This window comes from Pantoea sp. ANP04, from assembly GCF_041982285.1.
GTDB classification, from domain to species: domain Bacteria; phylum Pseudomonadota; class Gammaproteobacteria; order Enterobacterales; family Enterobacteriaceae; genus Pantoea; species Pantoea eucalypti.
Genome location: NZ_JAUTYS010000005.1, coordinates 81,959 through 95,067, shown reverse-complemented (window position 1 = coordinate 95,067; position 13,109 = coordinate 81,959). Strand labels below are relative to the sequence as shown.

Genomic DNA, 13,109 nt, shown 5'->3' with positions numbered 1-13,109 from the left:
GGAATTTATTCAGATAGAGCACGCACTGCAGTACTTGTACATACAACCAAGCAAAGGTTATGCCAGCTCTGAAAAAGCGAAGAATGGAGGCGGTAGCAAGGGAGCAGCCACACAGGCTGCCCTCACCTGCACCCGATTAGCGCAGCGCTGCACCGGCGTGGCGCATCGCTGATTTATTGCGGTTTAGCCTGCGCCAGCATGGCATGAATCATCGCCTTCAGCACTTTCTGTAACCGGGCGGCACGCGCCTGCTGCCAGGCGTAAGGAGGCATCTCATCCATGTAGTTGAGCTGCGCCAGCTCCAGCTGTACGGCTTCAATATGCTGCTGCGGCTGTCCATAAGCGCGGGTGATGTAGCCGCCTTTAAAGCGCCCGTTAATCACCCAGCTGTAGTCGTTCTGTGCGCTGCATACTGCTTCAATCGCCGCGCTCATGGCAGGTGTACAGCTTGCACCGTCGTTGGTGCCAACATTGATATCGGGCAGACGGCCCTCAAACAGGCGGGGAATTTCGCTGGCGATGGAGTGAGCATCAAACAGCAGCGCATAACCATGCAGCGCTTTAAGCCGCGCCAGCTCCTGCTGAATCTGCTGATGATAAGGCTGCCAGATCTGATCGATGTAGCCCTGACGCGCCGTGGCATCAGGCGTTTTACCTGGCGCAAAGGTCGGCGTGCCGTCGAACAGCGTTTCCGGGAACAGGCCAGTGGTGGCCGTCGTGTAGAGCGGCTGGTTATCGGGCGGACGGTTAAGATCAACCACAAAACGGGAGTAGCGGCCAATTAACACGCTGGCCCCGAGGTCACGCACAAAATCATACAGCAGCGGGATATGCCAGTCGGTGTCAGGCAGGCCGCGCGCGGCCTCACTTAATCCAGCCTCCACGTCGGGTGTCAGGTCGGTCCCGGCGTGAGGAATGCTGACCAGCAGCGGCAGGCTGCCCTGGGTGAAATAGAAAGGGTTCATTGTGGTTCTCCACGATAAATAACGGTACAGGGCAGCTCACCACCCAGCCAGTAAACCAGTTCCGCGGGACGAGCCAGCGGCCAGTGCACGAAGTTTGCCACTTTTCCCGCCTCCAGCGAGCCGTGACTGTCAGCCAGCCCCAGCGCTTTTGCTCCCCACAGGGTGACGCCCGCCAGCGCCTCTTCCGGTGTCATGCCAAACAGCGTGCAACCCATATTGAGCATCAGACGCAGCGACAGCGCAGGCGAGGTGCCAGGATTCGCATCGCTGGCCAGTGCCATCGGTACCCCATGTCGCCGGAAGCTTTCCACCGGCGGGCGCTGGGTCTCACGCAGCAGGTAAAACGCACCAGGCAGCAGCACCGCGACGGTGCCATGCTCTGCCATCACCCTGGCATCCTCTTCCGTGGCGTATTCAAGATGGTCCGCAGAGAGTGCGCCGTAGCGCGCCGCCAGTGCTGCGCCCCCCAGTGCCGAAAGCTGTTCCGCATGCAATTTCACCGGCATACCCAGCGCCACCGCCCGGTCAAACACCCGCGCCACCTGCGCAGGGGAAAAGGCGAGATGCTCACAGAACGCATCCACCGCATCCGCCAGCCCCAGCGCCTTCACCTGCGGCAGGAGTCGATCGCAGATGATATCGACCCAGCTATCCGGGTCGTGCTTAAACTCCGGCGGAAAGGCATGTGCTGCCAGACAGGTGGCACGCACATCGGCGGACACGCTCTCTCCCAACTGGCGAATCGCCCGCAGCATCCGCAGTTCGCTCTCTTCATCCAGACCATAGCCGGACTTAATCTCCACGGTGGTGACGCCTTCGGCCAGCAGCCGATTGAGCCGCCAGCGAGCCGACGCCACCAGCTCCTCTTCCGTGGCCGCGCGGGTGGCGCGCACGGTGGAGAGAATGCCGCCGCCCTGCGCGGCGATCTCTGCGTAGCTGACGCCATTCAGGCGCTGTTCAAACTCCTGACTGCGGTCGCCGCCAAACACCAGATGGGTATGACAATCCACCAGCCCTGGCGTCACGATGCCGCCTGGCAGTTGATGATGCTGATCGGCGACGAACGCGGGCATCTCCGCCTGCGGGCCCACCCATACCAGTTTACCTGCCCGCACCACCAGCGCGCCTTGCGGAATCAGATGGTACTTTCCGTCACGCATGGTAACCAGGTCGGCCCCGGTCCATACCGTATCTACACGCATCTCTTCTGCCATCGCTGCCTAAGCCTCCACCGTTTACACTGTGCCTCAAAGTATGTATATGTATATACAACCACATCCGGAGAGGATCAACCATGGTAACTTTTTTTGCCCCGCGTGCACTGCTGGCAGAGGGCTGGCAGCAGCAGGTTCGTATCACAGTTAATCAGGCGGGTTTTATCGATGCCATTGCTCCGGATAGCCATGCGGAGAATGCTGTCCAGCTCAACGGCGAGGTAATTCCGGCGATCGCCAACCTGCACTCGCATGCATTCCAGCGTGCCATGGCGGGGCTGGCAGAAGTCGCGGGCGATCCTCAGGACAGCTTCTGGACCTGGCGGGATTTGATGTACCGCATGGTGCAGCGCCTGACACCCCGGCAGGTGGGCGATATTGCCGCCCTGCTCTACATCGAAATGCTGAAGGGCGGCTACACCCAGGTGGCGGAGTTTCACTATCTGCATCACGACCCCAGCGGCGCACCCTATGGTGATGATGCGATGCTGCAACAGCTGATCGAGGCGGCGGAGATCGCCGGTATCGGTCAGACCCTGCTGCCGGTGCTCTACAGCTACAGCGGCTTTGGCAGTCAGCCTGCAACGGCGGGTCAGAAACGTTTTATCCAGCAGACCGACCAGTATCTGCAACAGCAGGCGCGGCTGGAGGAGTGGCAGCAGCAGCGGCCACTGCTGAATCGTGGCCTCTGTTTCCATTCGCTGCGGGCAGTAAGTGAAAGTCAGATGCACGACGTGCTGGCGGCCAGCGATCCTGGGCTGCCGGTCCATATCCATGTGGCTGAACAGCAGAAAGAGGTCAATGATTCACTGGCGTGGAGCGGCGAACGGCCGGTTGCCTGGCTCCTTAACCGCTTTAACGTGGATACGCGCTGGTGTCTGATCCACGCCACGCATCTGGATGAGAGCGAACTGTCACGCCTTGCCCGCAGCGGTGCGGTGGCGGGTCTCTGCCCGACCACCGAAGCCAACCTCGGTGACGGCATTTTTCCGGCGGTGGAGTATATCGCGCAGGGCGGACGCTGGGGCATTGGCTCCGACAGTCACGTCTCGCTGAGCACCCAGGAAGAGCTGCGCTGGCTGGAGTATGCGCAGCGCCTGCGCGACCAGCGCCGCAACCGAATCACCCTGCCTGACCAGCCCTCGGTAGGCGATCTGCTTTGGCAACAGGCTGCAGCAGGGGGTGCGCAGGCGTGCGGCATTCAGCAGGGTACGCTGGCGGTGGGACAACGTGCTGACTGGCTGGTGCTGCGTGATGAGGCATGGCTCGGCAGCGTGGAATCACACGCCGTAATGAACCGTTGGCTGTTTGCCGGACAGCGCGATCAGATTCGCGACGTCTATGTTGCAGGTAAAGCCGTGGTGAAAGATGGCGTGCATCCGCACCAGGCAGCGTGTGCCGCACGCTTTGCTCAGGCAATCGCGGCGCTGCGATGATCGCCCGGTTCGCATATGCCGATCTGGCAGTCAGCCGCTGGCGCAACGGTGGCGGTGAGACCCGTGAGATTATCAGTTTCCCGCCCGGCGCAGATCGCTTTGGCTGGCGCGCCAGTATTGCGACCCTGGCGCAGGATGGCCCCTTCTCTGCCTTTCCGGAGATTGATCGGGTTATCACCCTGCTGCACGGCGATCCGGTGTTGTTAACCGCGCCCGGCGTGCAGCATCTGTTGACGCCGCAAAAGCCGTGGGCGTTCGCCGGCGAACTCGCCTTAACGGCACAACTGCAGGGCAGCGTCAGCGAAGATTTTAATATCATGACGCGACGTGGTGAATGGCAGGCAACGGTGGAGGTGGTGACCACAGAGGTCAGCGCGCTGCATGGCGTCGCCTGGGTGCTGGCTGGCGCATGGCAGACGGCTGACGGAGAAAAGCTGAGCGCGCAACAGGGGACGTGGTGGGTCGATGATGAGACACAACTCAGCCCGTGTGACACGGATGCCCGGCTGCTGTTTACCCGACTTAACCGTGTCCTCTGAAGCGGCCCAGCAGTTTGTAACGTGAGCCGGGATAGAGCAATCGCGCATAGGTCACGATTTTCGTGTCGCTCCAGGTCTGACGGCGAATCAGCAGGCAGGGTTCGTGCTCATCCAGCGACAAATGCTTACGCTGACGCGCATCGGGCAGCACCGCTTCAACGATGTGCTCACCCGCCGTCAGCGGCGCGACCCGCATGAGATAGGTGTACGGCGTCATCTTCTCATAATCCTGCGTCAGGTAGTCGGGCGCGACCAGGGGATTGACCAGACGATCCTCCAGCTGCACCGGCAGATCGTTTTCGTAGTGCACAATCAGCGAATGGAAGAGCGTCTGCCCGGTAGTGAGACCCAGTACGGCCGCCTGCTCGGGATCGGCTTTGTTCTGACCGAGGGTAAGGATTTTTGCGCTGTGCTGATGACCTCGCTGGGCAATCTCATCGGCGATGTTATGCACCTCCAGCATGGCGGTGTACCCTTTCATCTCCGCCACAAAGGTCCCGACACCCTGCATCCGCACCAGAAATCCCTCACTGGTGAGCTCACGCAGCGCCCGGTTAATAGTCATGCGACTGACGCCCAGTTCATTGACCAGTTCACTTTCTGATGGCACACGCTGATTCGCTTTCCACAACCCTTCACGAATCTGGCTGACGATGGCCTGTTTCACCCGCTGATAGATCGGTGCAGGTTCATCGCTCATTGCCGCCGCCAGTTGTGCCAGTGCCGTATGCTCAACCATTTGCTGTTCCTTATGCTGAAAGTCCCCTGAGTTTACTGTCTCACTGCGTGAATGTATATACATCCAGCAGAGCACGCGATGCTCCGATGGTGCAGCCTCCGCATCCTGATGGTGCAGCTTCTCCCACATGCTAAACACCCGACCCGCAGCATAGGGAGATTCGATTTTTGTGATCGGCCTGGCACGTCCTTTGCTTACTTTGCTTGATTGTATAGACAAGCATAGACAAGATTTAATGCTTATGTTTCACTCGAATTATCCCGCTGGTTCAGGGCAAGGGAAGCAGCTTCGCCACACCAGCACACTTGTATCGACAGGAGTAGGCTATGTCAGGTTCGTTTCAGGCATTGCGCCTGGTGCCAGGCGAGGTGGACCTCGCCACATTACGCGCTATCTATCAGGGTAATGTCACATTAAGTCTCGATGAGCATGCGCGTCAGGCGATTGCAGCGGCGCAGCAAACCGTAGATGCCATTGTCGCCTCCGGTAACGTGGTGTATGGCATTAATACCGGCTTCGGCAAACTGGCGCAGACCCAAATTCCGGCCAGCCGGCTGGCGGATCTGCAGCGTAATCTGGTGTTGTCACACAGCGTCGGACTGGGCGATCTGCTGCCCGACAATGTCACCCGGCTGGTGGTCGCAACCAAAATCATCAGTCTGGCGCGCGGTCACTCTGGCGTGCGAATCGAACTCGTTGAGGCGCTGCTTGCCCTGTTTAACGCGGGTGTGATGCCCTGCATCCCGGAAAAAGGCTCTGTCGGGGCTTCTGGCGATTTGGCGCCGCTGGCGCACATGTCGCTGATGCTGCTGGGTGAAGGTCAGGTACGGCTCGCTGGTAAGCTGATCCCGGCAACAGAAGGACTGGCAAGCGTCGGCCTGTCGCCGTTTGTGCTCGGTCCAAAAGAAGGACTGGCGCTACTCAATGGCACCCAGGTTTCGACTGCGCTGGCGCTGCGTGGCCTGTTTGAAGGTGAAAATCTGTTTGCTGCCGGTCTGATGGCGGGTGCGCTCTCGCTGGAGGCGATCAAAGGCTCGCTGAAACCGTTCGACGCCCGTATTCATAAAGCGCGTGGTCAGCAGGGCCAGATTGCGGTCGCCGCCGCCGTCAGCGCTCTGATAGAGGGCAGTGAAATTCTGCAGTCGCATACCCATTGCGGCCGTGTACAGGACCCCTACTCCATCCGCTGCGTGCCGCAGGTGATGGGTGCCTGCCTGGACAATTTCAGCCACGCGGCGCGGATTCTGGAAATCGAAGCAAACGCAGCCTCGGACAACCCGCTGGTGTTCAGCGACAGCGGCGATGTGATCTCCGGCGGCAACTTCCACGCCGAACCCGTTGCCTTTGCCGCAGATATCCTGGCGCTGGCCATTGCTGAAGTCGGCGCCATCTCCGAGCGGCGCCTGGCGCTGCTGCTGGACAGCGGCTTATCTGGCCTTCCGCCTTTCCTCGTACGTGACGGTGGCGTGAACTCTGGCTTTATGATCGCCCAGGTCACCGCCGCCGCGCTCGCCTCTGAGAACAAATCGCTGGCCCATCCGGGCAGCGTAGACAGTCTGCCGACCTCCGCTAACCAGGAGGATCACGTCTCAATGGCGACCTATGCCGCCCGCCGCCTCGGCAGCATGTGCTTTAACAGCGCCGCGGTGGTCGGTATTGAAGCGATGGCCGCCGCGCAGGGTATTGAATTTAACCGGCCGCTGAAAAGCTCTGTGCTGATTGAGCAGGCCATCGACACCATTCGCGAGCAGGTCGCTTTCCTTGAGGAAGATCGCCTGCTGGCACCCGATATCGAGGCCATGCGTCAGTGGGCAAGTCGCGCTGACTGGCCTCAGGCATTGACCGCGCTGCTGCCGAGCATGCGCCCAACTTCTTGAATTAAGGAATCTCTTATGAGCGAAACTCTTTCTCAGGCTGTGGCACGTGAAATTCGTGCGCCACATGGCACCACACTGCACTGCGCTAACTGGCTGATTGAAGCGGCTTACCGCATGATTCAGAACAACCTCGATCCCGATGTGGCCGAGCGGCCGGAAGATCTGGTGGTTTACGGCGGCATCGGTAAAGCAGCGCGAAACTGGGCATGCTTCGAGCAGATCCTGCGTTCGCTGCGGGCGCTGCAACCGGATGAGACGCTGCTGATCCAGAGCGGCAAACCGGTCGGCATCTTCCGCACCCACGCGGATGCGCCGCGCGTCCTGCTGGCGAACTCTAATCTGGTGCCACACTGGGCGACCTGGGATCACTTCCACGAGCTGGATAAAGCGGGCCTGATGATGTACGGCCAGATGACCGCCGGTTCCTGGATCTATATCGGTGCACAGGGCATCGTGCAGGGCACCTATGAAACCTTTGTGGAAGCGGGACGTCAGCACTATAACAACGACCTCAGCGGACGCTGGATTCTCACCGCCGGGCTGGGCGGCATGGGCGGCGCGCAACCGCTGGCGGGTGTGCTGGCCGGTGCCTGCGTACTGGCGATTGAGTGCCAGGAGTCACGCATCGATTTCCGTCTGCGTACCCGCTACGTAGACTACAAAGCCACCACGCTGGACGAAGCGCTGGCCATCATCAGCGAAGCCACTGCTGCGAAAAAAGCGATTTCAGTCGGGCTGCTGGGCAATGCCGCTGAAATCCTGCCAGAGCTGGTGAAACGCGCCCGGGCGGGCGGGCCGAAGCCGGACATCGTGACCGACCAGACGTCGGCACATGACCCAATAAATGGTTATCTGCCGATTGGCTGGGATCTGGCGCGCTGGCAACAGGCGCGCGTTTCACAGCCGAAAGCGGTTGAGAAAGCCGCGCGTGCCTCTATGGCGGTTCACGTCCAGGCGATGCTCGACTTCTGTCATATGGGTATTCCGACCGTGGATTACGGCAACAACATCCGTCAAGTAGCGCTGGATGAGGGTGTCAGCAACGCCTTCGACTTCCCTGGCTTTGTACCGGCCTATATCCGTCCGCTGTTCTGTGAAGGCAAAGGCCCGTTCCGCTGGGTGGCGTTGTCAGGCGACCCGGAGGATATCTACAAGACCGATGCCAAACTCAAGGAGCTGTTCCCGCACCACAAAACGCTGCATCGCTGGCTTGATATGGCGCAGGAGCGCATCGCTTTTCAGGGCCTGCCGGCACGTATCTGCTGGCTGGGACTGGGCGAGCGACACCTTGCCGGTCTGGCGTTCAATGAAATGGTGCGCAACGGCGAGCTGAAAGCGCCGGTGGTCATTGGCCGCGACCATCTCGACTGCGGTTCAGTTGCCTCACCAAACCGCGAGACCGAAGCGATGAAAGATGGCTCGGATGCGGTCTCTGACTGGCCGCTGCTTAACGCGCTGCTGAATACCGCGGGCGGCGCGACCTGGGTCAGCCTGCATCACGGCGGCGGTGTTGGCATGGGCTTCTCGCAGCACTCTGGCGTAGTGATTGTTGCCGATGGCAGCAAAGAAGCCGATGCGCGTCTGGGTCGTGTGTTATGGAATGACCCGGCCACCGGTGTCATGCGTCACGCCGATGCAGGTTATGAGCTGGCGCAGAGCTGTGCTGCAGAGCACGGCCTGAACCTGCCAATGCAAAAATAGTCTGATATTGTTCACTACACGGGGCGCGCTGTGGCCTGCCCCGTTTTTCTGACTTTTCCATTGTGAAACCCCTCTCTGAAATCACTTCCTTATTACTTATTCCATTTTGATTTAGCCTATAGCCATATTTAGTCCCGACAGCGATAGACGCCGCGCCACCCAATCACTAAAGTGAAATCTTCTCATTCTGTATGGAGCGCGACGCTGCATGACCCTTTCCCCTGCCCTGCTTGAAGACGCCCTGCACTGGCGCCGTGAGTTTCATCGCCACCCCGAATTAGGTTACCAGGAACAGCAAACCAGCCAGTTTATTGCTGAAGAATTAGCGCGGGCGGGGCTGCAGGTGTTTCGTGGTCTGGCGGGAACAGGAGTCATCGGTACGCTGGAAAACGGTCCCGGTCCGGTTATCGGGCTGCGTGCGGATATGGATGCATTGCCGATTACAGAGAAAGGCGACGCTGAGTGGCGATCTTCGACGCCTGGCGTCATGCACGCCTGCGGCCACGATGGTCACAGCGCTATCCTGCTGGCCGCCGCCCGACAGCTGGCTGCCACGCGTCAGTTTAGCGGCACGGTGCATTTCATCTTTCAGCCTGCCGAAGAGAATCTGGGCGGGGCGCGCAAAATGGTGGAAGAGGGATTGTTCCAGCGCTTTCCGATGGATGCGATCTACGCGATGCACAACTGGCCGGGGCTGCCGCTGGGGTCACTGGCTGTTAATCCTGGCGCAATGATGGCATCGCTGGATTCATTCGAAATTACCCTGCACGGTAAAAGCTGCCATGCGGCGATGCCAGAAAGTGGCGCCGATCCGATGGTGGTAGCGGCCGAGCTGATTCTGGCGCTGCAGACGATTCCCTCCCGTCGGCTCTCGCCCCTTGCCTCTGCGGTGGTCAGTGTAACGCAGATCCACGGGGGTGAAGCGATCAACGTGATTCCGGAACAGATTATGCTGCGCGGCACAGTGCGCTGCCTGCAGACCAGCGTGCGCGAAAAAGTACGCGGACTGATTGATGAGTTTGTGACGACTCTACCACGTCCGTTTGGCGTCAGCGGCGAGATTAACTGGCTGCCGGGCTATCCGGTCACGGCTAACCATGCGGCCCCGGCTGAGCAGGTGCGCGACGTGGCGCTGGCAACGCTGGGCGCAGAACAGGTTCACTGGCAGGTCAATCCGTCGATGGCATCAGAAGATTTTGCCTGCATGATGGAAGCCTGTCCCGGCGCTTACTTCTGGCTGGGCGCGGATGGCGAGACGCCCTCCGCGCCGCTACATAACGCTCGCTATGATTTCAACGACGCGCTGCTGCCGATTGGCATCCGTTTCTGGCAGAACCTGGTTGAACAGGCGCTGCCAGCCGCCTGACTCAGTATCCGGCAGCGGCAATCTGCTGCCCGGCCGCCGCCAGCGAGTCGCACTGGCCGCTGGCGCGCAGGCAGCAGGCGAGCTGCAATCGCAGTGACGCAGGCACCGGGCGCTGCTGATTCAGCACCTCATCAATCCAGCGCGCCGTCACCTCTGCCGTCTTGTCCGCCGGCAGTTCAACCGCCACTTCAGGCTGACGCTCGACCCACACTTCCGCTTCCACGCCTGCGCCCTGAATCATACTGATCGCCGGGCAGCGCTGCGGATTCGCATAGACTTCCCCTTCGGTGCCATTGAGCAGTATCGCTGGCGCATCAATGTCACTGAAGAATTTCGCCACGCGCGGCACATACTCCGGATGCGACACGCTCGACAGCCGCAGCGCCGCACGCTCTGCAAACGGGGTTGCCAGTTTTGCCAGCGTATGTGCGCTGTTACGGACGCCCATCCGCCAGCGCAGTGAGAGCTGTTTCGCCATTGGCGGGCAGAGGTGATCGATAGTGATAAAAACGAGTTCGCCCTGGTCGAGTTTCGCCTGCGCCAACTCTGCGGTGGTGACAGGTGTTACACCCAGTGCGGCAAACACCGCCTCACTGGTGATACGCGTCGCGTCGTCGCTGACGCCATGTACCACCACCGGGAAGCCGAGTTTCACCAGCAGCAACGCCAGCAACGGCGTCAGATTGCCCTGGCGGCGCGCGCCATTGTAGCTGGGGATGACGATCGGCATCGGCCGGTTTTCTGGCGCTCGCAGCTGCATCATCTGTGCCTGCATCGCCTGATAAAAGCCGCGCATCTCGTCTTCGCCTTCGCCCTTGATACGCAGCGCAATCAGGATGCCGCCCAGTTCCAGGTCCGGCACCTCGCCCGCCAGCATTGCGCCATACAGCGTCACCGCGGTATCAAAATCGATGTCGCGGGCATGATTTTTACCGCGACCAATCTCTTTAATGATTTTATTCAGTTCCATCACTCGCTTCCGGTTAAGTGCGCGGCTTAGCGCCGCGTGGGACGTCGTTTTCGCACCGTGTTTTTTGGCGCCACGGTGGCCGGTATCGCTTCCGGCTCTGGCGTTTCCGGCTGCGCAATCGGGAAGATCGGCAACGCGGCTAATAACCGACTGCCGTAGGATTTGCTCAGCAGACGACGGTCGTAAATAACGATTTCGCCATAACATTGATGGCTGCGAATCAGGCGCCCGACCTGTTGAATCAGGGTGAATGAGGCGCTGGGTAAGCTCTGCACCTCAAACGGATAACGCTTCAGGCTTTTAAGCCACTCGCCTTCGGTCAAAATTACCGGACTGTCCACCGGGGGAAAAGCGATTTTGTGAATATGCACCTGACTCAGCAGATCGCCCTTCAGATCAAGCCCTTCGGCAAAGGACTGCAGGCCAATCAGAATACTGGTTTCCCCTTTGGTGACGCGCTGGCGATGCAAATCGACCAGCCGGCTGCGCGGCTGATCGCCCTGCACCAGCATCGAGAGCCGCAGGTCAGGCAGACAGGCGACAAACTGCTGCATGGCCCGGTTGCTGGCAAACAGCACCAGCACGCCTTTGTGCTTTTTCTCCGCCATCTGCTGACGGAAGAAACCGGCCATCTCCGCAATGTGCTCCGCTTCGTGCGTCATCAGCGGCTCGAAGCGCATCTGCGGGATCACCAGCCTGCCCTGCTCTACATGGTTAAACGGCGAGTCCAGCGCCACAAAACGATCGCCTGCTTTTTCGCTGAGTCCCGACATCTCCTGCAGGCGGTTGAAACTGTTGAGCGATCGCAGTGTGGCAGAGGTGACCACCACATGTGGGATTTTGCGCCACAGCAGCTTTTCCAGCTGATCGCTGACGCGAATACCGGCGCAGTGAAACAGCAGATGCGCCTGACCTTCGCGCAGCTCGCGGGTGATCCATTTCGATACCGGTGCGCCAGACGCTTTTTCCATCGCCGCCAGCCGCCACAATTTGCTCACCGACTCGAACCAGCCAAACTGACGATTGAGCTGCAGCAGATTGCGATGCAATCGCACCACGTCCACCTTGCCAGTCTGCTCACTGAGTGCATTGATCAGGCCTTCGCTCAAACCGCGCAGCGCGTCGCTGAGTTTGAACAGCCGGGCACAGAGATCCAGCAGCTCCTGCGGAAGCGCACCCAGCACAAAGCGAAATTCGCCCGGCTGGTTATGCGGTGGCAGCAGCGGATTCAGCGCCTGCGCGGTCACGGTCAGCAGTTCGCGCAGCTCATCACAGTGTGCTTTCAGCCGCTCAGGGTTAGCCAGCGGCGGCGGCGATTTTGGCCGCATCTGCGTCATGATGCTGTCAACCAGCTTGATAAACAGGTCAAGTTGCAGGCTGCTCCAGCCCGGCGTAATGTCGGCACTCATCTCCAGCGCATCGCGGGCTACGTCGGGCAAATGGTGCCCTTCATCCAGCACCAGCATCAGGTTTTTAGCCGGTGGCAGCACCGACTCATTCTCCATCGCCGCCATCACCAGCGCATGATTCGCCACCACCACATCCACCTGCTCGATTTCGCGTCGCGCCACAAAGAACGGGCATTCACGATACCAGTGGCAGTGCGCGCCCAGGCAGCTTGCTTTATCGGTAGAAAGGCGCTGCCACAGGCTGTCGCTGACGTTCTCTTCGCTGTGATCGCGCAGGCCATCCCACTGATAGCGATCCAGGGATTTTTGTAAGCGGCCACACTGCGTCTGTTCCTCTTTGGTGCTGCTGACCGCATCATCGTCCAGATAGAGCAGCAGATCGCCCTGCTGATCGGCGTCGGCTGCCATCGCCGCCAGATTGCGCGGACAGACATAGCGCCCGCGGCCAAAAGCAGCGGTAAAGGTGAGGTCGGGGATGATTTTCTTCAACAGCGGCAGATCTTTGGTGAAGATCTGATCCTGCAACGCCACATTGGCGGTGCTGATGACCAGCTGCTTTTCCTGGGCGCGGCTGGCCGCAATGCCTGGGATCAGATAAGAAAGAGTTTTACCCACGCCGGTCGGCGCTTCAACCGCCAGATGGCGCGAATCGTCACCGGCCAGGCATTTTGCCACTTCGGCAATCATCTGGCGCTGCGGCGCTCGCGGGATGAAATCAGGCACCTGCTCCTGAAGCGCTTTATACCATTGCGCTATCTGGCTTTTTACTGCGGCTGTCAGGGCCATGATTTGCGTTACCACACTGAAAATATGGCCTGTATTTTTACACAGTATCCCGGCGGCGTCAGCTTTCACGCCGAATTTTTCGTGCGCTGTCGTAAATTTCAGTGCGT

10 protein-coding genes are annotated in these 13,109 nt (G+C 59.9%); 5 read left to right on the top strand and 5 right to left on the bottom strand.

All coding sequences use genetic code 11. The features are described 5' to 3' along the window. Positions 1 to 173 precede the first annotated feature (173 nt). Positions 174 to 965, bottom strand: coding sequence for an N-formylglutamate deformylase (hutG, locus tag Q7C21_RS09025; RefSeq protein ID WP_375150629.1), 792 nt, complete (start codon positions 963 to 965; stop codon positions 174 to 176). Then, positions 962 to 2,179 (bottom strand): imidazolonepropionase, encoded by a 1,218-nt coding sequence (gene hutI, locus Q7C21_RS09020; RefSeq protein ID WP_375150628.1) that lies wholly within the window; start codon positions 2,177 to 2,179, stop codon positions 962 to 964. The genes hutG and hutI overlap by 4 nt, the downstream gene beginning before the upstream one ends. Before the next feature lie 80 nt (positions 2,180 to 2,259). On the opposite strand from hutI, the gene Q7C21_RS09015 reads away from it, so the two are divergent. Beyond that, positions 2,260 to 3,615 (top strand): formimidoylglutamate deiminase, encoded by a 1,356-nt coding sequence (locus tag Q7C21_RS09015; RefSeq protein ID WP_375150627.1) that lies wholly within the window; start codon positions 2,260 to 2,262, stop codon positions 3,613 to 3,615. Continuing rightward, positions 3,612 to 4,154 (top strand): HutD family protein, encoded by a 543-nt coding sequence (locus Q7C21_RS09010; protein WP_140033583.1) that lies wholly within the window; start codon positions 3,612 to 3,614, stop codon positions 4,152 to 4,154. The genes Q7C21_RS09015 and Q7C21_RS09010 overlap by 4 nt, the downstream gene beginning before the upstream one ends. On the opposite strand, the gene hutC is transcribed toward Q7C21_RS09010, so the two are convergent. Then, the gene (gene hutC, locus Q7C21_RS09005) at positions 4,138 to 4,893 is read right to left on the bottom strand and encodes a histidine utilization repressor (protein WP_003851761.1); all 756 of its coding nucleotides are present in this window, start codon (positions 4,891 to 4,893) and stop codon (positions 4,138 to 4,140) included. The two genes, Q7C21_RS09010 and hutC, sit on opposite strands and share 17 nt — an antisense overlap. Positions 4,894 to 5,219: 326 nt before the next feature. Here hutC and hutH point away from each other — a divergent pair, with 326 nt between their 5' ends. From hutH to Q7C21_RS08990, 3 genes are all read left to right on the top strand, one after another. Further along, the gene (hutH, locus tag Q7C21_RS09000) at positions 5,220 to 6,770 is read left to right on the top strand and encodes a histidine ammonia-lyase (protein WP_140033584.1); all 1,551 of its coding nucleotides are present in this window, start codon (positions 5,220 to 5,222) and stop codon (positions 6,768 to 6,770) included. Between the two features lie 15 nt (positions 6,771 to 6,785). After that, a complete protein-coding gene (hutU, locus tag Q7C21_RS08995) occupies positions 6,786 to 8,471 on the top strand; it encodes a urocanate hydratase (protein ID WP_003851765.1) in 1,686 nt (561 codons plus the stop codon). Positions 8,472 to 8,679: 208 nt separating this feature from the next. Then, positions 8,680 to 9,837: a M20 aminoacylase family protein gene (locus Q7C21_RS08990; RefSeq protein WP_039659250.1), complete on the top strand. Its 1,158-nt coding sequence runs from the start codon at positions 8,680 to 8,682 to the stop codon at positions 9,835 to 9,837. A 1-nt stretch (position 9,838) separates the two neighbouring features. Here Q7C21_RS08990 and ybiB read toward each other — a convergent pair whose 3' ends face one another. Together ybiB and dinG are read right to left on the bottom strand one after the other, a co-directional pair. Then, positions 9,839 to 10,807, bottom strand: a complete 969-nt coding sequence (gene ybiB, locus Q7C21_RS08985) for a DNA-binding protein YbiB (protein ID WP_039659248.1) — start codon at positions 10,805 to 10,807, stop codon at positions 9,839 to 9,841. 26 nt (positions 10,808 to 10,833) lie between these two features. Further along, complete coding sequence (gene dinG, locus Q7C21_RS08980) at positions 10,834 to 13,002, bottom strand: ATP-dependent DNA helicase DinG (protein WP_003851773.1); 2,169 nt, start codon at positions 13,000 to 13,002, stop codon at positions 10,834 to 10,836. Positions 13,003 to 13,109: the final 107 nt, after the last annotated feature.

Bases quoted from the DNA above. Each gene is read 5' to 3' on its own strand.
- Q7C21_RS08990 (WP_039659250.1), top strand. From the start codon at position 8,680: ATGACCCTTTCCCCTGCCCTGCTTGAAGACGCCCTGCACTGGCGCCGT.
- ybiB (WP_039659248.1), bottom strand. From the start codon at position 10,807: ATGGAACTGAATAAAATCATTAAAGAGATTGGTCGCGGTAAAAATCAT.
- hutC (WP_003851761.1), bottom strand. From the start codon at position 4,893: ATGGTTGAGCATACGGCACTGGCACAACTGGCGGCGGCAATGAGCGAT.
- hutG (WP_375150629.1), bottom strand. From the start codon at position 965: ATGAACCCTTTCTATTTCACCCAGGGCAGCCTGCCGCTGCTGGTCAGC.
- Q7C21_RS09010 (WP_140033583.1), top strand. From the start codon at position 3,612: ATGATCGCCCGGTTCGCATATGCCGATCTGGCAGTCAGCCGCTGGCGC.
- dinG (WP_003851773.1), bottom strand. From the start codon at position 13,002: ATGGCCCTGACAGCCGCAGTAAAAAGCCAGATAGCGCAATGGTATAAA.
- hutI (WP_375150628.1), bottom strand. From the start codon at position 2,179: ATGGCAGAAGAGATGCGTGTAGATACGGTATGGACCGGGGCCGACCTG.
- Q7C21_RS09015 (WP_375150627.1), top strand. From the start codon at position 2,260: ATGGTAACTTTTTTTGCCCCGCGTGCACTGCTGGCAGAGGGCTGGCAG.
- hutH (WP_140033584.1), top strand. From the start codon at position 5,220: ATGTCAGGTTCGTTTCAGGCATTGCGCCTGGTGCCAGGCGAGGTGGAC.
- hutU (WP_003851765.1), top strand. From the start codon at position 6,786: ATGAGCGAAACTCTTTCTCAGGCTGTGGCACGTGAAATTCGTGCGCCA.